Origin of the sequence: Pseudomonas sp. 51_B, assembly GCF_017491595.1 — a bacterium.
GTDB lineage: Bacteria > Pseudomonadota > Gammaproteobacteria > Pseudomonadales > Pseudomonadaceae > Aquipseudomonas > Aquipseudomonas promysalinigenes.
This window is the reverse complement of record NZ_JAFGYW010000019.1, coordinates 56,396-74,644: the sequence shown is the minus strand read 5'-3', so window position 1 is coordinate 74,644 and position 18,249 is coordinate 56,396. Positions and strand designations below refer to the sequence as shown.

The following is an 18,249-nucleotide window of genomic DNA, read 5'->3' as shown; positions in this document are numbered from 1 at the left end:
CCCGCAAGGACCCTCCCATGCTCCACGCGTTGTTCAGTGTCTACCTGAAGATGCTGGTGCTCTATAGCCCGTTCTTCGTCTTGTCGTGCTTCATCAGCCTCACCCGTGGTCACTCCAGCAAAGAGCGCAAGCAACTGGCCTGGAAGGTGGCGTTCGCCGCACTGGTGGCCAGCGTATTGCTCTATCTGTTCGGGCGAGCGATCTTCGGTATTTTCGGCATCACTGCCGATGCCTTTCGCATCGGTGCCGGCAGCGTGCTGTTCATCTCGGCGCTGAGCATGGCCCAGGGCAAACCGGCCGTGCAGGCCGACAACGTGCAGCAGGACGTGACCATCGTGCCGCTGACCATCCCTCTTACCGTAGGCCCGGGCACCATCGGTGCGCTGCTGGTCATGGGCGTCGGCCAACCCCACTGGGACGACAAGCTGCTGGCCATCGTCAGTATCGCGATGGCCAGCTTTACGGTCGGCCTGGTGCTGTACCTCTCCCATGGCATCGAAAGGCTGCTCGGTGACCAGGGCCTGCAGATCGTCAGCCGTTTGATGGGCCTGTTCGTCTGCGCCCTGGCAGCGCAGATCATCTTCACCGGGATCAAGGGCTACCTGGTCGGCTAGCCCCCGGCTTCACGGCGCCTCTGGATACCAACGCGGGGTGTAGACCCATTGGCTGCCGTCTGCGCGGCCGAAGGTACAGGTGGTGGATGAACCGATCAGCACCATGGTACGCATGTCGACCATCTCTGGAGTCAGCTCGGCCAGGGTCACCACCCTGAGCGTCTGCCCTGGCCGGCCGATGTCACGCCCCAGCACCACCGGTGTCTGCCCGCTGCGGTGCCAGCGCACCACCTCCAGGGCCTTGCCCAGCTGATGCGGCCGGGACTTGGAGATGGGGTTGTAGAAGGCCAGCACCAGGTCGGCCTGTGCCGCCAGGTCCAGGCGCTTTTCGATGATCGACCAAGGCTTGAGGTTGTCCGACAGGGACATTACGCAGAAGTCGTGGCCCAGCGGTGCGCCCGCTTGCGCCGCGGTGGCCAGCGAAGCTGAAACCCCCGGCAGGATTTGCAGGTCGACGCGCTGCCAGGCAGGGTCGCTGGAAGCATGCAGCGCCTCGAGCACTGCTGCAGCCATCGCGAACACCCCCGGGTCGCCGGAAGATACCACCACTACCGAACGGCCCTGGGCTGCCAGTTCGAAGGCATGCCGTGCACGCTGCATTTCTTCGCGATTGTCGGTGCAGTGCTGCACTTGATCGTCACGAAACGGCCCGGCCATGCGCACGTAGGTCTCGTAGCCAAGGATGTCCTGGGCTCGGGACAGTTCGGCCTTGACCGCTGGCACCATCAGCTCGGCAGCGCCAGGGCCCAGGCCAATCACCGCCAGGCGACCACGCTTGCGGCCCAGGCGCGCGGGGTCGACCGGCTGCCGCGCCCTGGCGATGACCATGTCAGGCTGTTCGATCAGCTGCGCATCGGGCAATACATCAGCCACCATGCTGGCCAACGTGCCCTGCAGGGGCGCGAAGCGCAGCTCGACGCCGAGTTCAGTAGCGGCCTGGTGCAAAGCAGGTTCGGCCATGGCTTGCTCGGCCACCAGCAGACACGCCAGTGAACGCTCGGCAATCCCGGCCGCACTCAGGGCGCCACGCACGTGCTCGGCCAGCCCAGCCCTGGCAGCTGCCACTGCCACCACCACAGCCCGCGGGTGGATCAGCAACTCGTCGCGGCTGGCCTGGCGGGCCTCACAGCCTACATGGATGGTGCGCCGGGCTGCGTCACTGGTCGGCAGTTGAACATGCGCAAGCCAGGGCGCGTCGCCTTCGATACGCACGCCTTCACCGGCCAGCAGGTCAGAAACGAAGCGCTTGCCTTGCTCGATATCCGCCAAGGTATAGCCCTCAGGAGGGTTGAGCAGGCAGGTGCCAAAGCGCAGTTCGCCACTGGTGGTGATCGCCGCTGTCACACCCAGCGCCTCACCCAACTCGCGCGCCATCACGTTGACCCCGCTCAGGCCGCCCAGCAACGGCACTACCGCGCTGCCGTTCTCGGCCACCGCCAGCACCGGTGGTTCTGCGCCTTTCTCATCCAGCAGGCTGGCCAGGCTGCGGATGACAATGCCAGCGGCGCATAGCGCAATGATTGGTACCGCCTGTTGGTACAACGCTCGCAAGCTGTCGCCGAAGCTGTCGTAGTACTGATCGGCACCCTCGACCCTGCCACGCAGGCCATGAATCGTCGCTTGTGGATAACGCAGTTGGATACGCTGCGCCGTGGCCAGACTGCCCGGCCCAAGAATGACGATGGCCGGTGCCTGCTGCCTGTTCAGCCCTGCCATTTTTCCCCCGGCACGATAATCAGCGAGAAATACGGCGACGACTGCGGGTCGACCTCATCCAACGGCACGATCTTCTGGTTGGCCATGGTCGCCCGTTCCACATACAGCGCGCGCCGGTCCAGGCCCAGTTCGCCGAGCACCTGGCGTACTTTGGGGAAGTTGCGGCCCAGTTTCATGATCACCGCGGCATCGGCATCTGCCAGGCGGCGCTTGAGCTCTTCGGCAGGCAGCACACCGGACAGCACTGACAGGCTCTGGTTGCGATACACCAGCGGTGCGCCCAATACCGAGGCGCCACCGAGCATCGAGCAGACACCTGGCACCACTTCGGCAGCATGCTGCTGGGCAAGGCGGTCGTGCAGGTACATGTAGGAGCCGTAGAAGAACGGGTCGCCCTCGCAGATAACCGCCACATCACGGCCTGCATCCAGGTGTTCGGCCACCTGCACCGCCGCCTCGTCGTAGAAGTCGCTGATCACCTGTTCATAGGACAGCGGCGCCGGCAGCAACTCAGTGGTCACCGGGTACACCAGCGCCAGTAAAGTCTGCTCGGGCTGCAAGTGTGCCTCGATGATGCCGAAGGCATTACCGCGCTTGCCCTTGGCCACGAAGTACGCCACCACCGGCGCTTCGCGCAATAAGCGCAGCGCCTTGACGGTGATCAACTCAGGGTCTCCAGGGCCAACGCCCAGGCCTAGCAAACGTCCGCGCGGCGCCATCATTCCACCTCCGTGGCCAGGGCGTTGACTGCTGCAGCGGCCATGGCGCTGCCCCCCAGGCGGCCCTGCATGATCACGAACGGCACGCCACGGCTGTCGGCGGCCAGCATCGCCTTGGACTCGGCAGCGCCGACGAAACCGACTGGAAAGCCGAGGATCAGGGCAGGCTTGGGAGCGCCAGCATCGATCATCTCGAGCAGGTAGAACAGCGCCGTCGGCGCATTGCCGATCACCACGACACTTCCTTCCAGGTACGGGCGCCACAGCTCCAGGGCCACCGCCGAACGCGTGTTGCCGGCGTCTTTGGCCAGCGCTGGCACGCTGGGGTCGCGCAGGGTGCAAATCACTGGGTTGTTGGCGGGCAGGCGTGCGCGGGTGATGCCCTCGGCCACCATGTGCGCATCGCAGAGGATCGGTGCGCCGTTGGCCAGCGCTTCACGCCCGGCGCGACCGGCGCCCTCAGAGAACTGCAGACCATCGATGGCATCGACCATGCCGCAGGCATGGATCACGCGCACGGCGAGCTTTTCCAGGTCTGCGGGAATCCGCTCGAGCCGTGCTTCCTCACGGATGATCCGGAAGGAGTTGCGATAGATCTCCTGACCATCGCGGATGTAGTCAATCATCAAGGTGCTCCGTCGGCAGGGCGAGCATGGCGCCTGCTTCATTCAAGGTAAGGTCGGTGGCGCGCAGGGCACCCAGGCCCGGCAGGTGCGCGTCACGCAGATACAGGTCATAACGGCCCGGTGAGCGGGCCAGCAACGTGGCCGGTGCAACGTGGGCCAAGGCGCAAGAGCGCGGGCAACCGGACAGGTGCACACTGCCCGGCGCGCCACTGCCGATCAGGGCCGCCAACTGCGCGGCATCGGCTTTGGTGTCAGCCTGGCCCTTGGCACAGCCACGGCTGCCGGTGCAGGCGACCATACGCACCAGGGGCTGGGTGGGGCTGCACAGCAGGCCCAGCGCCGCCAGTTCATCCATGGCTTGGTCAAGCCCGGCAGGGTCGATGTTGGTAAGCATGAGGCTTTGCCAAGGGGTCAGGCGCAGGCTGCCGTCCCCCCATCGGCGAGCCACAGCGCCAGCACCTCGCAGCATGGCAACCGATAGCCGGCCCAACGGCGGTGCCGCGCCCAAGGCCATACCATGCTGCTGCCGCACGGCCCCCAGCCATGGGCTTGAGACGTTCTCACGCTGCCACTCAAGCACCGGGGCATCGCGGCGCACCGGCAGCGCCAGGCCATCGATGAAGGCATCCACCGGGCAAGTTTGCAGTAACTGGCGCATACGCGATTGCTCGGGGCTGGCCAATTCGAGGAAGCGCTCAAGCACGGCGCGCACCAGCGCCAGCCCCTGTTCCACCGGCACCGCACCCACTAAGTGGCCATCAGCCGGGCAACTGGCCAGGCCAAATGCCAACCAGCCGCGCTGCTCCAGGTGCATTGACGACAGCCATAGATCATGGGGGTGCTCCAGCATCGCCACACCTTCACCACCGTCCAGTTGTAGGGCGAACTTGGCAGACAACTGGTGCAAGCGCGGCGTACCCTGTAGCAGGTCGAGGATTTGCCCGGCCAACGGGCGCACATCCATCAACATCGCCGGATCAAGCCCTGCCAAGGGGCTGAGCATCAGGTTGCGCACATCATCGCCGGCCGCCTCCCGTGGCCCGAGGCCCGCCGCCAGCAGACTTTCGATCAGCCCGGCATGGTCGCTGCCTATGCCGCGGATCTGCAGGTTGGCACGGTTGGTCGCCTCGATCACCCCGCCCGCGAAGCGCTCGGCTGCCAGCGCAACCGCCTCGGCCTGATCGGCCAGCAACAGGCCCCCGGGCAGCTTGATTCGGCAGATGCCGCCGTCACGGGCGCTGACGATGCGCCACAACCCCGGGCAGGCCGAGGGACGTAGTGATGCTGGAGGGGTGTTGGCTGGCGTCAATGGGGCGTCCGGCAATCGCTGAAAATGCGCTTGAGTGTAGAAGGCGCGGTATTATGCCTGCTTTGTCCGGCGGCATGAAAAGCCGGTGGTCGAGCTTCAACTGCGATCGAGCAGAAAATCAGGACCGCACCGCCTTATTCGCGGGTTAACACGTTTGCACCTGCAGAGGCGGGTTCACCCACAGCGAGGCACGCAGCGGCCCCAAAAAATGGCGGAATGAGACACATGACCCCCTGGCTGACAGTAGTAGGTATCGGCGAAGACGGCTTCAGCGGCCTGGGCAAACAAGCCCGGCGCGCCCTGCTGGGCGCCTCGCGGATCATCGGCAGCCCACGCCAGCTGGCCCTCCTGCCGCGCTGCATCAGCGCACAACGGCAGGACTGGCCCACACCCTTCTCTCTGGCCCCAGTGCTGGCCCTACGCGGTGAGCCAGTTTGCGTGCTGGCCAGCGGCGACCCGATGTTCTTCGGCGTTGGCGCCAGCCTGGCGCGGCAGGTGCCGGCTGCGCAGATGCAGGTGCTGTCCATGCCCTCTTCCTGTGCGCTGGCCGCAGCGCGCCTGGGCTGGCCATTGCAGGACGTTCAGGTGGTGTCGGTGGTGGCACGCCCCCTGGCAGCGCTCAATGCCCACCTGCACAGCGGCCAGCGTCTGTTGGTATTGAGCAATGATGGCAGCAGCCCAGCGGCCATCGCCGCGCAGTTGCGTGAGCGCGGTTTCGGGCCTAGCCGCCTGCACGTGCTGGAGCACTTGGGTGGCGAGGCCGAGCGCCACCTGCACGGCACCGCCGATGACTGGCCGGGCAGCGAAGTGGCCGCGCTCAACCTGGTAGCCATCGAATGCCTGGCCAGCCCCGCTGCCATGCGCCTGCCCCGTGTGGCCGGGCTGGCGGACAGTGCCTTTCGCCACGATGGCCAACTGACCAAGCGTGACGTACGCGCCATCACCTTGGCACGCCTGGGGCCACAGCCGGGCGAGCTGCTGTGGGACGTCGGCGCCGGCTGCGGTTCGATCGGCATCGAATGGATGCGTGCCCACCCAGCCTGCAGGGCCCTGGCCATCGAAGCCGATGAGGGCCGCCAGGGCTTCATTGAATACAACCGTGATGCGTTGGGGGTGCCTGGGTTGCAATTGGTCCGTGGTAAGGCCCCCGAAGCCCTTGCCGAGCTGGAACGCCCGGATGCCATCTTCATTGGCGGCGGCGTCACCCGCGACGGCGTACTGGCGTTGTGCTGGGAACGCCTGCGCCCTGGCGGGCGGCTGGTGGCCAATGCGGTCACCCTGCAAAGCGAATTGGCCTTGGCGCATTTTCGTGAACGGCACGGCGGTGAGCTGACCCGTATCCACATCGCCCAGGCGCAACCGTTGGGCAACTTCGACACCTGGCGCCAGGCTTTACCTATCACCTTGCTCGACGTGGTGAAGCCCCTCGATGCGTGAAGAAACCCGCGAACAGCCCGCCCCGTTGCGCAGCGGCCTGACCACCGGCAGCTGCGCCACTGCCACCAGCCTGGCGGCGGCCAGGCTGCTGCTGACCGGGCAAAGCCACGATGCAGTCAGCATCACGTTGCCCAAGGGCAAGGTGGTACAGATGCGCTTGGAGTTCTGCCGGCTGCTAGGGGAGCGCGCCGAAGCGGGTACGCTAAAGGATGCCGGCGATGACCCTGACGTCACCCACGGCGCCCTGCTCTACAGCCAGATCCGTTTGCAGACGCAACCTGGCATACGCTTCATGGCCGGAGAAGGCGTCGGGACCGTCACCCGCCCAGGCCTGGTGCTAGCGGTGGGTGAGCCTGCCATCAACCCTGTGCCGCGGCGGATGATCAGCGAGCACTTGCAGCAGTTGGCCGAGGAGTGCGGCTACCAGGGCGGTTTCGAGGTTACCGTCAACGTACAAGGGGGCGAGGCACTGGCGCTCAAGACCATGAACCCGCGCCTGGGCATTCTTGGCGGCCTGTCGATTCTGGGTACCAGCGGCATCGTCCGGCCGTTCTCCTGCTCGGCGTATATCGCCTCCATCCACCAAGGCATCGATGTCGCCCATACCAACGGCTACACCCATATCGCTGCCTGCACCGGCAATGCCAGTGAAGACACCATGCGCCGAATCTACCAACTGCCCGAAATCGCCTTGATCGAGATGGGCGACTTCGTCGGCGCCGTGCTCAAACACTTACGCAAAGTACCCGTGCCACGCCTCACCCTGTGTGGAGGCTTTGGCAAAATCAGCAAGCTGGCGGCAGGCCACATGGACCTGCACAGCCGTCATTCGAGCATCGACCTGCCGCAGCTGGCCGGCTGGGCTGCAGACATCGGCGCCGACGCAGAGCTGCAGGCAGCCATCATTGCGGCCAACACCAGCCAGCAAGCCTTGGCCCTGGCACACACCGCCGGCATTGCCCTGGGCGATGCGGTGTGCGATCACGCGCTGACCTTCGCTCGCAGCGTGGTGCCGGCACAGGTGCAAGTGGAAGTGTTCGCCATCGATCGCCAGGGCGGCGTGGTCGGCAAGGCTGGTGTGCAATGAGCCAGCGCATCCTACTGCTCGGCGGCGTCACAGAAGCGTTGGCCATCGCCCGCCAGCTCGGCCCCGAGCACATCTATAGCTTGGCCGGTGTCGGGCGTGTGCCCCAGGACCTTACGTGCCAGGTAAGGGTTGGTGGCTATGGTGGCGCACAAGGCCTGGCCACTTACCTGCGTGAAGCGGGTATCACCTTGTTGATCGATGCCACGCACCCTTATGCCGCGCAGATCAGCCATAACGCGGCCAGCGCCGCGCAAGCCGTTGGCATCACGTGCTGGGCCCTGCGCCGCCCGGCCTGGCAGGCACAGCCAGGGGACGACTGGCGCGAGGTGGATGACTGGGCCGGGCTGATCGAGGCGCTCAAGCCGTTTCGGCGGCCACTGTTCACCCTCGGGCGCGAGCCGCTGCAGCATCTTGAGGAGATTCCGCCGGAGCAGTTCTGGACTCTGCGGGCGCTGGAAGCCTGCCCTGGCAATGAGCGCTGCGAAGTGATCGGCGCGCGCGGGCCGTTTCAGATCGAAGACGAGCGGGCACTGTTCCAAAGGCGGCGCATCGATGTGCTGGTGAGCAAGAACAGCGGCAGCGTGGCGACCGAGCCGAAGCTTGAGGTGGCCAGGGAGCATGGAGTGCCAGTGCTGATCCTGAAACGCCCCTCGTTAGCAAAGGTAGACCTTGAGTTCACCCATGCGAGCCTGCTGCAGGCCAAGATCAAAGAGATGCTTGAAATGCCAGGAGAGCGTATATCCCTTTGACATATACGCTCTGCGTTTTAACTTCAGTCACAGTTCGCTGCTTCCAAGGAGGCCCATCATGGAGCAAGGTGCAGTCTTCAAAAGTAACCGCAGCCAGAACTGATATACGGCGCAGAGAAGTCAACCCAACCAGAGCACAACCTTTCGATAATGGAAGGCTTCGCAGCCCGCCTGGAAGTGCTCGATTACGACAGCCAAGCCGCGGAGCACAGCGGGCAATTACGTGCAGAACTGGCGCGGGCTGGTACACCGATCGGTCCATTCGACCAACTGGTAGCGGGGCATGCCCGCGCTCGGGGGTTGGTGCTCGTAACCAACAACGTGCGTGAATTTCAACGCGTTCCTGGTTTGCGTAATGAAGACTGGCTGGTGAGTCCTACAGGCCAGGCCTAACGCAGCGAAATTTCCTACTGATCACGCCCTAATCGACAACAATACAATCAAGAACCTTCGGGTGGCCATTCGCCCACTGAGCGTTTTAGACTCTGTCCTCCTCTATGGAAGGCGCCCCTCATATGGAAATGCAATGGTGGATCTGGCTGGTCTTCGGCATCGGCCTGATCCTGCTCGAACTGGTCCTGCCCACGTTCTTCATCCTCTGGTTCGGCATCGGCGCGGTGCTGGTATCGCTCATCGCCCTGGCCGCTCCAGGCTTGCAGCTGGACATGCAAGGGTTGCTGTGGGTGCTGCTCTCCTCGGTCACCACGTACCTCTGGTTCAAACTGTTCAAGCGCAAGCAACCGGACGTGCGCTGGACTGCCGACAGCGTGATCGGTGAAGTCGGGCTGCTGACCGGCAGTGTCTCCCCTTTCCAGAAAGGCCGCGTGCGTTTCCAGAAGCCACTGCTGGGCAACGAGGAATGGACCTGCGTCGCCGACAGCGACATCGCAGCCGGCGAGCGTGTACGGCTCGTCGCCATCGAAGGCAACATTGCCCGGGTGATCCGGGCCTGAATTGGCAAACAACAGGAAGTTTTCATCATGACCAGTCTCATCGTCGTCGGCGCCCTCGCCGTGTTCGTCCTGATCACCGTGTTCAAAGGGGTGCGGATCGTCCCCCAGGGCGAGGAATGGATCGTCGAACGCCTTGGCCGCTACCACAACACCCTCAAGCCTGGGCTGAACATCGTCATCCCGTACATGGACGTCGTCGCCTATCGTCTGCCGACCAAGGACATCATCCTCGACGTGCAGGAGCAGGAAATCATCACCCGTGACAATGCAGTCATCGTCGCCAACGCCCTGTGTTTCGCCAAGGTGGTCGACCCGCAGAAAGCCTCCTATGGCGTGCAGGACTTCTCGTTCGCCGTCACCAGCCTGACCATGACTTCGCTGCGCGCGATCGTCGGTGCGATGGACCTGGACGAAGCGCTCTCCAGCCGTGAGCAGATCAAGGCCCGGTTGCGTGAAGCGATGTCCGAGCAGACCGAAGACTGGGGTGTGACCGTGCGCTCGGTGGAAATTCAAGACATCAAACCGTCCCAGAACATGCAGTTGGCCATGGAGCGCCAGGCCGCCGCCGAGCGTGAGCGTAAGGCCGACGTGACCCGGGCTGAGGGTGCCAAACAGGCGGCGATCCTTGAGGCCGAGGCGCGGCTGCAGTCGGCCAAACTGGATGCCGAAGCGCAGATCAACCTGGCAGAAGCCTCGGCCCGTGCGATCTCGCTGGTCAAGGAAGCGGTAGGCAACGAAACCGTACCGGCCATGTACCTGCTTGGCGAGCGCTATGTTGGGGCCATGGAGAACCTGGCCAGCAGCAACAATGCGAAGCTGGTGGTATTGCCAGCGGATTTGCAAGAGACGGTGCGGGGCTTGATGGGCCGCACCAAGGCCTGAGCCAGGCGGGGGCGGCTTTGCAGCCCCCGGCTGCGTCACTTCACCGCACCCCGGCTTTTTTACCTATACTGCGCCGTACAATAGCCGCCACGATTCCTGACCGGATCTCTCCATGCCCCCACGTCGGCACATTGCCTGGATCGCCTGCCTTGCAGTGCTGTTCAACCTGCTGGCCATGCCGTTGTCTGCTGCTGCGCCCAAGGGCCCGGCAGAGCAACTGCTGTGGGGGGCTTTCTGTTCCAGCATGGCCGGCAAGGCCAAGGTCGATGTCCAGGCCCTGGCCAAGATCGACCTCGGTAGCCAAGGCGATCAGCACTCCAACATGCAGCACTGCTGGTGCTGCTCAGGCACCGCCCCGCTGTTGGCCCTGCCGGGTTATCCGCCACAACTGCACAACCCGCCCAGTTCGCTGAGCAGGCTTGCGCCGACACTGCGCGACTACCGGCCCACGCCCCGCCAGCTCTGGCCTGCACTCAATCCCCGTGCCTCTCCCCTGGTCTGAGTTCATCATGCTGTGTGCCTGAACCTGAACAGATCGGAGAACCACCATGCTCAAGCAAGCTCTCGTACTGGCTGCCCTGCTGCTGCCGGGCGTCTACGCCAATGCCCATGAATACACCGTTGGCGACCTGCACATCGCTCACCCCTGGTCGCTGCAACTGCCGCCGAACGCGCCCAACGTCGCCGCCTACTTTGTCGTGCACAACAACGGCAAAGCCGATGACCGCTTGCTGAGCGTCGACAGCCCGATCAGCGATGACGCGCAACTGCACGAACATGCCATGAGCGCCAGCGGCGCCATGAAGATGCAACAGGTCAGCAGCGTGGTGGTGCCCGCCGGCAAGGATCTGGTCTTCGCCCCAAGCGCCTACCACGTGATGCTCATGCAGCCCAAGGACCGCAGCCTGCTCAGCGACGGCAAGCGCTTCCCGCTGACCCTGCACTTCCAGAAGGCTGGCGACATTACCGTGGAGGTAGCCGTACAGAAGCAGGCGCCAGCGGTCCAGGCCCACGAACACACGCACTGACACCCGCTCACAGGCACTGACCCACATGAGCCTGCAGCGTAACAGCCGCAGCCGTACCACCCGCCCTGCTAGCAGGCGCGTCGGTGGCGGCTGGCTGAGCCTGTTCGCCATGTGGATGATTTTCATCGGCCCGCTTATTTCCCAGGCGATGCCGATGGACCACCACGCCGGCATGAGCATGCCGATGGACATGGCCATGCCTGCGGCCCACGCCCATGGCAGCGACGGCCATCACGGCCACGGCAACGATGGCCAGTTGCATGTGACGTGGGAGAAGTGCGGCTATTGCAGCCTGCTGTTCAACTGCCCCGCCCTGCCGCAGGCCCTCAGCCCACTGGGCGTGGCCAGCGCAGTCCCTGCCACGCATACCCTGACTACCACGCGTTTGGGGCATGCCCGGCAGGCGGTTTTCCCCGGTGCACGTAGCCGCGCGCCACCCCTTTCGATCAGCGTCTGAATCCATTGCTATCGCGCGGAGCCACAAGGCTTCGGGCCCCCTCATGACTGATCGACTGGAATCACTATGTCTGGCTGCACCCGTGTCTTTCCACCCGCCCTGCGCGGTACCTTCGCCGCGTTATGCGGCTCGCTGCTTGCCCCCATGGCCCTGGCCAGCGACCTTGGCCCCGAGGCCAACGAAGCCGAGCTGAGCCCTACGGTGATCACTGCCATCGCGCCAAGCTCGCCACTGACCGTGGTCACCAACCCCAAAGATCCGCGCCAGCCGGTGCCGGCCAGCGATGGCGCCGATTACCTGAAAACCATCCCAGGCTTTTCAGCGATCCGCGCCGGTGGCACCAATGGCGACCCGGTACTGCGTGGCATGTTCGGCTCACGCCTGAACATTCTCACCAACGGCGGTGTAATGCTCGGCGCCTGCCCCAACCGTATGGATGCCCCCACCTCCTACATCGCCCCGGAAACCTACAACCGCCTGACTGTGATCAAAGGCCCGCAAAGCGTGATCTGGGGGCCGGGGGGCTCGGCCGGCACGGTGCTCTTCGAGCGTGAGCCGGAGAAGTTCGGCACCCTTGGCAGCCGGGTCAATGCCAGCTTGCTGGCCGGGTCCAATGGCCGCTTCGACAAGGTGCTCGACGCTGCCGCCGGCAATAGCCAGGGCTACGCACGCTTGATTGGCAACCAGTCGCGCTCGGACGATTACCAAGACGGCAATGGCGACACCGTGCCGTCGCGCTGGGAAAAGTGGAACGGCGACGTCACCCTGGGCTGGACGCCCGACCAGGACACCTTGCTCGAACTCACCGCCGGTAAGGGTGACGGCGAGGCGCGTTATGCCGGGCGGGGTATGGACGGCGCGCAATTCAAGCGCGAAAGCCTGGGCCTGCGCTTTGAGAAGTCCAACATCGGCGAGGTGCTCGACAAGGTCGAGGCGCAGGTCTACTACAACTACGCCGACCATGTGATGGACAACTACAGCCTGCGTACCCCCTCAGGTACCGGCATGATGGCAGGCCCCATGGCCGCTGCAGTGGATCGCCGCACCTTGGGCGCACGTATCAAGGCCACCTGGCGCTGGGCTGACGTGCAGCTGATCAGCGGCATCGACGCGCAGACCAATGAGCACCGTGCGCGCAGCGCCATGGGTGTCGACACCTACAGGAGCGAGCCATGGACCAAGGACGCCGACTTCCACAATTACGGTGCCTTTGCCGAGCTGACCTGGTACGCCACCGGTGACGATCGGCTGATCACCGGCGCCCGCCTGGACCGTGCCACGGCGCGGGACTTTCGTGACGACAGCGCCACCAACGGCAACACCCGTGCCGATACCTTGCCCAGTGGCTTCGTGCGCTATGAGCATGACCTGGCAGCCCTGGCGGCGACCACGTACATTGGCCTGGGCCACGCCCAGCGCTTCCCCGACTACTGGGAGCTGTTCTCTCCCGATCAAGGCCCGGCAGGCGCGGTCAATGCCTTCGACAGCATCAAGCCAGAGAAGACCACCCAGCTCGACTTCGGTATCCAGTACCGCGGCGAGCGCCTGGAAGCCTGGGCATCGGGCTACGTCGGCCAGATTCGTGACTACATCCTGTTCGACTACCGCAGCGCGATGATGGGCATGAGCAGCACCCAGGCGCAGAATGTCGACGCCCGCATCATGGGCGGCGAGCTGGGCGCGGCCTACAAACTCAGTGATCGCTGGAAGGCCGATGCCACTGTGGCCTATGCCTGGGGCAAGAACAGCAGCGACGGCAAGGCATTGCCGCAAATGCCGCCGCTGGAAAGTCGCCTGGGGCTGACCTACAGCCGCGACAGCTGGAGCGCCGGTGCCTTGTGGCGCCTGGCGGCGGCGCAGAACCGCATCGCCCAGAACCAGGGCAACGTGGTAGGCAAGGACTACGACAAAAGCGCAGGCTTCGGCGTGTTCTCGCTCAACGGCGCCTACAAGGTCAATCACAACCTCAAGCTCAGCGCGGGGGTCGACAATCTGTTCGATAAAACCTACGCCGAGCATCTGAACCTGGCCGGGAATGCCGGGTTTGGCTACCCGGCCAGTGACCCACAGCCGGTCAACGAGCCGGGCAGGACCTTCTGGACCAAGGTCGATTTCAGCTTCTGACAACAACGACGGGCGCAGCATTGGTTGCGCCCACATGCTGGTCAAACAGGAGGTTCCCATGAGAGGAACGCGCATCTCTTTCTACAACCTGGCCTGGCGATGGCATTTCTATGCAGGGCTGTTCGTGGCCCCCTTCATGATCCTGCTGGCGATCACCGGGATCATCTACCTGTTCAAGCCGCAGCTGGACCCGCTGATGTACCGTGACCTGATGGTGGTCGAACAGGGCCACCACCAACAAAGCGCCGACGCTTTGCTTGCCGAAGTCCGCCAAGCCTACCCCAATGGCCATGTCGGCCAGTACCTGCCGCCGATCGATGCCAAGCGCAGCGCTCAGTTCGTGGTACACGATGCAGGCCGAGAGCTGAACGTGTTCATCGACCCCTACAGCGGCAAGCTCCTGGGCGAACAGGACGCCAAGCAGAACCTGCAAGCCATCGCCCGCGCCCTGCACGGCGAGCTGATGGTCGGTACGGTCGGTGACCGCCTGGTGGAGCTGGCCGCTGGCTGGGGCATCGTGCTGGTGGTGTCGGGGCTGTACTTGTGGTGGCCCCGCGGGCGCAGTGGCGCAGGCGTGCTATGGCCACGCCTGGCTGCCAAGGGCCGTCTGTTCTGGCGTGACCTGCATGCGGTCACGGGGTTCTGGGGCTCCGCCCTGTTGTTGCTGATGCTGATCAGCGGCATGACCTGGACCGGCCTGTGGGGCAAACAGTACGCCGACCTGTGGAATCGCTTCCCGGCAGCCATGTGGAATGACGTGCCCAAATCCGACCAACAGGCCCGCGAGCTGAACAGCGCGCACCGCCAGACCGTGCCGTGGGCGATGGAAAACACGCCGATGCCGCAGTCCGGCGCCCATGCCGAACATGCCGGGCATCACATGATGGACAGTGCACCGGCTGCACCCCAGGTGAGCCTGCAGCAAGTGCAGGACATCGCCACGGCACGCCAGGTAACGCCGGGCTACAGCATCACCGCGCCGACCACGGCGCAGGGGGTGTATACGATCGCCGTATTCGCCGACGACCCGCGCAACGACGCCACCCTGCATGTGGACCAGTACACCGGCAAGGTTTTGGCCGATGTGCGCTGGCACGACTATAGCCCGGTAGCCCGAGCTACCGAACTGGGCGTGATGCTGCACGAAGGCAAGATGTTCGGGCCGCTGAACCAGGTCATCATCCTGCTGGTTTGCCTGATGATCCTGCTGGGCTCGGTGAGCGGATTGGTGATGTGGTGGAAGCGCCGGCCACAGGGTGGGCTGGGCGTACCGCCGCTGCGCCATGACCTGCCGCGCTGGAAAGCGGCGGTGGGGGTAATGCTGGTGCTGGGGGTGATGTTCCCCCTGGTGGGCGTGTCAATGATGGTGATGTGGGTGTTGGACAGCCTGGCGGTGAAGCGCCGCCGAGCGCTGGTCAGCGCCTGAGGCAGTCCGGCCTGTTCGTGGGTTCACCCGCGAACAGGCCAGTACAGCAGGCATGCCTGCTACGCAAAAGTCGAGTCGATCTGTCGCGCACCAATCTGGCACGAGCGTGTTAGCCTAGCCGGCTACCTCTGACAAGAAGACTGTCCTTCCAAGGGAATGCCGCTTGATGACGCAAACCTCACCAACCACGCCAGATGACCAGCATCTGCAGCGCAACCTGACCAATCGACACATTCAACTGATCGCCATCGGCGGCGCCATCGGTACTGGCCTGTTCATGGGTTCGGGCAAGACCATCAGCCTGGCCGGGCCGTCGATCATTTTCGTCTACATGATCATCGGCTTCATGCTGTTCTTCGTCATGCGCGCCATGGGCGAACTGCTGCTGTCGAACCTCAACTACAAATCGTTCATCGACTTCTCCGCCGACCTGCTCGGCCCATGGGCCGGCTATTTCACCGGCTGGACCTATTGGTTCTGCTGGGTGGTGACCGGCATCGCCGACGTGGTGGCCATCGCCGCCTACACGCAATTCTGGTTCCCCGACCTGCCGCAGTGGATACCGGCGCTGACCTGCGTCGGCGTGCTGCTGTCGCTGAACCTGGTGACGGTGAAAATGTTTGGCGAACTGGAGTTCTGGTTCGCCCTGATCAAGATCGTCGCCATTCTCGGCCTTGTGGCTACCGGCCTGTACATGGTCATTACCGGGTTCACTTCGCCAAGCGGGCGCACAGCACAACTGGCCAACCTGTGGAACGACGGCGGCATGTTCCCCAATGGCCTGATGGGCTTCTTCGCAGGCTTCCAGATCGCCGTGTTCGCCTTCGTCGGCATCGAATTGGTAGGCACCACGGCTGCTGAAGCGAAGAACCCTGAGCGCACCCTGCCACGGGCGATCAACTCGATCCCGGTGCGAATCATCGTGTTCTACGTGCTGGCACTGGTCGCGATCATGGCGGTAACCCCATGGCGCGACGTGGTGCCGGGCAAGAGCCCGTTCGTGGAGCTGTTCGTATTGGCCGGCCTGCCCGCGGCGGCGAGCATCATCAATTTCGTGGTACTGACCTCGGCCGCCTCCTCGGCCAACAGCGGCGTGTTCTCCACCAGCCGCATGCTCTACGGTTTGTCCCAGGAAGGCGATGCGCCAAAGGCATTCGAGAAACTTTCAAGCCGCTCGGTGCCAGCTAACGGCCTTTACTTCTCCTGCATCTGCCTGTTGCTGGGCGCGGTGCTGATCTACCTGGTGCCGAATGTGATCGAGGCGTTCACCTTGGTGACCACGGTGTCAGCGGTGCTGTTCATGTTCGTCTGGACGCTGATCCTGCTGTCGTATCTGAAGTACCGCAAGCATCGCGACGCGCTGCACCAGGCCTCGACCTACAAGATGCCGGGCGGGCGCTTGATGTGCTACGTGTGCCTGGCGTTCTTCGCATTCATTCTGGTGCTGCTGAGCCTGGAGGCCGATACCCGCTCGGCGTTGGTGGTCACGCCGTTATGGTTCCTGTTGCTGGCGGTGACTTACCAGTTCCTTCGTGGCAAACGCTCCCCTCGTAGCACGGTGCGTAACGGCTGATCAAGCCGGGTACTTGCTGCCCTTACGCAACATAACTCACTCACCTATTGGTGCAAGGCGCTAAAGTGCCTTCGCACAACAGGTGAGTGACTCAAGTTAAAGAAGCTTGTTCACAGCCAAGCTGACCAGAATGTCCCTCGACCAAGTTGGATCATCATGATCCAGTACCTTCAGCTGCAAGGTGCCGTTGTACACACCTCTGGGCAGTGAGCCATTGTCCTTGTAAATACGGTGAAGTTTCAGCGTGATCGATCCTGCATCATCGTTACCACAGAGCCTATAACTATTCATGAAAGTGCTCGCTGTACAGCCAATCACTTGCCGGGTTGCCCGGAACTTCACCGCATGTTCGCGACCTTCGGCGTCTTTCAAAGTCGCCGTGAGCAGAGTTTCACCCTCACCACCATCAACCAGGGTAGTCGGCCCTTCATCGTTTGACAGCGCGACAACACCTATGTGCGTCCTGCCAGACCCAGTGGTGTCTATAAGCAGATCGGCTGACTGGAAGTCGGCATAGACCAAGCGATACCCATCGAACGCAGGTTGATACCCACTCATTCTTCCCGACTGCTCCCGCCAGAGCCTGGCCATATCCGCCGTGCGCGCGTCACCTAACGGTTTGCCGTCAATACGCACACGGGTGTTGGAGTAATAAGGAACGTTGTTACCGCATAGGAATGTATTGCTTCCCGAGCCGTTGTCGTAGCCGAATTTGTAGTTATCTTTACCGGCGTCGTTGCAGTGATCACCGCCTGCGTTGTGCCCAACTTCGTGCCGGAACGCAAGCGGATAATGAATCCCGTTGATACTTACATCTCCTGGCGCGTACGCCATACCCGCATAAGGTGCATTATCGGAGTAACCCACGAAAATGTCATTGTGATAAAGGCCACGTAAAGGGCGCACTTCGTCCCTCAAGTCGTTGAGGCCAGGGCCATCGACAGGGTAATCATTCGGGCTGAAACGAATACCTGCCAAATTCAAACGAACCCCTTCCACCTCTGAATTACGCAAGCCCAGATTAGCCGTCTCCAGCTGCGCGAGTGAAAATGCGACAGGATCACTCAAAAGCACTGTTACCGCTTTTACAGAAAACTGCGTCACCACATCTATAACGTCATTATTACTGGGCGTCTTTACATCGGTGTGCGGAACCACCGCGCCCACCACAGTATCAGACTTCAAATAATCATAAGCAGGCTCAGGTAAAAAACGCTGCTTGCCGGCTTTATCAATAAGTAAGATACCGCGCTTGCCAGGCCGGTCGACAATGGCCGTCACGGCGCCATCGAGGCCTTTGACTGCCACAAGCGATCCATCAACCTTCTCACCTGCAATAGAAAGGTTGCCACTCTCGATCAGGTAACCCTGAGTAGTCTGCTCCAGGTTAACGCGGGTGAAGACATGATCACCTAATGTCTGCGCATCGATTGCGCTAGCTACAACACCACTCAGAGACGACTCAGCGCTTTGTACATACTGCGCGCAACCCGCCGCCGCAACAATGGATACCGCTGTGAGAATTACCGATGGCCTACCCATTGCGCCC

Annotated in this window: 17 protein-coding genes and 1 pseudogene; 13 read left to right on the top strand and 5 right to left on the bottom strand. The window is 63.2% G+C overall.

Annotated elements, in window-relative coordinates; genetic code table 11:
* The first annotated feature begins 17 nt into the window (after positions 1 to 17).
* Entirely contained in the window at positions 18 to 614 is a 597-nt protein-coding gene (locus J5M56_RS18425) for a MarC family protein (protein ID WP_060477896.1), read from the top strand.
* 9 nt (positions 615 to 623) lie between these two features.
* On the opposite strand, the gene cobJ is transcribed toward J5M56_RS18425, so the two are convergent.
* The 4 genes from cobJ to cobG are packed head-to-tail and all read right to left on the bottom strand — an operon-like array spanning position 624 to position 4,999.
* The gene (gene cobJ / locus J5M56_RS18420) at positions 624 to 2,330 is read right to left on the bottom strand and encodes a precorrin-3B C(17)-methyltransferase (RefSeq protein ID WP_207937499.1); all 1,707 of its coding nucleotides are present in this window, start codon (positions 2,328 to 2,330) and stop codon (positions 624 to 626) included.
* Positions 2,318 to 3,052, bottom strand: a complete 735-nt coding sequence (locus J5M56_RS18415; protein WP_060477898.1) for a precorrin-2 C(20)-methyltransferase — start codon at positions 3,050 to 3,052, stop codon at positions 2,318 to 2,320. The genes cobJ and J5M56_RS18415 overlap by 13 nt, the downstream gene beginning before the upstream one ends.
* Positions 3,049 to 3,675: a precorrin-8X methylmutase gene (locus J5M56_RS18410; protein ID WP_060477899.1), complete on the bottom strand. Its 627-nt coding sequence runs from the start codon at positions 3,673 to 3,675 to the stop codon at positions 3,049 to 3,051. Before J5M56_RS18410 ends, J5M56_RS18415 begins: the two co-directional genes overlap by 4 nt.
* Positions 3,668 to 4,999 (bottom strand): precorrin-3B synthase, encoded by a 1,332-nt coding sequence (gene cobG, locus J5M56_RS18405; protein WP_207937498.1) that lies wholly within the window; start codon positions 4,997 to 4,999, stop codon positions 3,668 to 3,670. The genes J5M56_RS18410 and cobG overlap by 8 nt, the downstream gene beginning before the upstream one ends.
* A gap of 210 nt (positions 5,000 to 5,209) precedes the next feature.
* On the opposite strand from cobG, the gene cbiE reads away from it, so the two are divergent.
* The 12 genes and pseudogenes from cbiE to cycA all read left to right on the top strand — a co-directional run bounded on the left by cbiE (position 5,210) and on the right by cycA (position 16,700).
* A complete protein-coding gene (gene cbiE, locus J5M56_RS18400; RefSeq protein WP_207937497.1) occupies positions 5,210 to 6,421 on the top strand; it encodes a precorrin-6y C5,15-methyltransferase (decarboxylating) subunit CbiE in 1,212 nt (403 codons plus the stop codon).
* On the top strand, positions 6,414 to 7,508 hold the full coding sequence (locus J5M56_RS18395; protein WP_207937496.1) for a cobalt-precorrin-5B (C(1))-methyltransferase: 1,095 nt from the start codon (positions 6,414 to 6,416) through the stop codon (positions 7,506 to 7,508). Before cbiE ends, J5M56_RS18395 begins: the two co-directional genes overlap by 8 nt.
* Positions 7,505 to 8,257 carry a cobalt-precorrin-6A reductase gene (locus J5M56_RS18390; protein ID WP_207937495.1) on the top strand — a complete coding sequence of 251 codons (753 nt, stop codon included), beginning with the start codon at positions 7,505 to 7,507 and terminating at the stop codon, positions 8,255 to 8,257. The genes J5M56_RS18395 and J5M56_RS18390 overlap by 4 nt, the downstream gene beginning before the upstream one ends.
* Before the next feature lie 96 nt (positions 8,258 to 8,353).
* Positions 8,354 to 8,650 (top strand): annotated as a pseudogene (vapC, locus tag J5M56_RS18385) (tRNA(fMet)-specific endonuclease VapC); the annotation flags it as partial.
* A gap of 122 nt (positions 8,651 to 8,772) precedes the next feature.
* Entirely contained in the window at positions 8,773 to 9,210 is a 438-nt protein-coding gene (locus tag J5M56_RS18380; RefSeq protein WP_060477906.1) for an NfeD family protein, read from the top strand.
* A gap of 27 nt (positions 9,211 to 9,237) precedes the next feature.
* A complete protein-coding gene (locus J5M56_RS18375; RefSeq protein WP_060477907.1) occupies positions 9,238 to 10,092 on the top strand; it encodes an SPFH domain-containing protein in 855 nt (284 codons plus the stop codon).
* 112 nt (positions 10,093 to 10,204) lie between these two features.
* On the top strand, positions 10,205 to 10,594 hold the full coding sequence (locus J5M56_RS18370; RefSeq protein ID WP_207937494.1) for a DUF2946 domain-containing protein: 390 nt from the start codon (positions 10,205 to 10,207) through the stop codon (positions 10,592 to 10,594).
* 46 nt (positions 10,595 to 10,640) lie between these two features.
* On the top strand, positions 10,641 to 11,120 hold the full coding sequence (locus J5M56_RS18365) for a copper chaperone PCu(A)C (protein ID WP_207937493.1): 480 nt from the start codon (positions 10,641 to 10,643) through the stop codon (positions 11,118 to 11,120).
* Between the two features lie 25 nt (positions 11,121 to 11,145).
* Positions 11,146 to 11,577: a DUF2946 domain-containing protein gene (locus tag J5M56_RS18360; protein WP_207937492.1), complete on the top strand. Its 432-nt coding sequence runs from the start codon at positions 11,146 to 11,148 to the stop codon at positions 11,575 to 11,577.
* Between the two features lie 66 nt (positions 11,578 to 11,643).
* Positions 11,644 to 13,701 (top strand): TonB-dependent copper receptor, encoded by a 2,058-nt coding sequence (locus tag J5M56_RS18355; protein ID WP_207937491.1) that lies wholly within the window; start codon positions 11,644 to 11,646, stop codon positions 13,699 to 13,701.
* Between the two features lie 58 nt (positions 13,702 to 13,759).
* Complete coding sequence (locus tag J5M56_RS18350; RefSeq protein ID WP_207937490.1) at positions 13,760 to 15,127, top strand: PepSY domain-containing protein; 1,368 nt, start codon at positions 13,760 to 13,762, stop codon at positions 15,125 to 15,127.
* A 166-nt stretch (positions 15,128 to 15,293) separates the two neighbouring features.
* Entirely contained in the window at positions 15,294 to 16,700 is a 1,407-nt protein-coding gene (gene cycA, locus J5M56_RS18345) for a D-serine/D-alanine/glycine transporter (protein ID WP_207937489.1), read from the top strand.
* Between the two features lie 96 nt (positions 16,701 to 16,796).
* Here the strand turns inward: cycA and J5M56_RS18340 are convergent, their stop codons facing one another.
* Positions 16,797 to 18,242, bottom strand: coding sequence for a hypothetical protein (locus tag J5M56_RS18340; protein ID WP_207937488.1), 1,446 nt, complete (start codon positions 18,240 to 18,242; stop codon positions 16,797 to 16,799).
* Positions 18,243 to 18,249 lie beyond the last annotated feature (7 nt).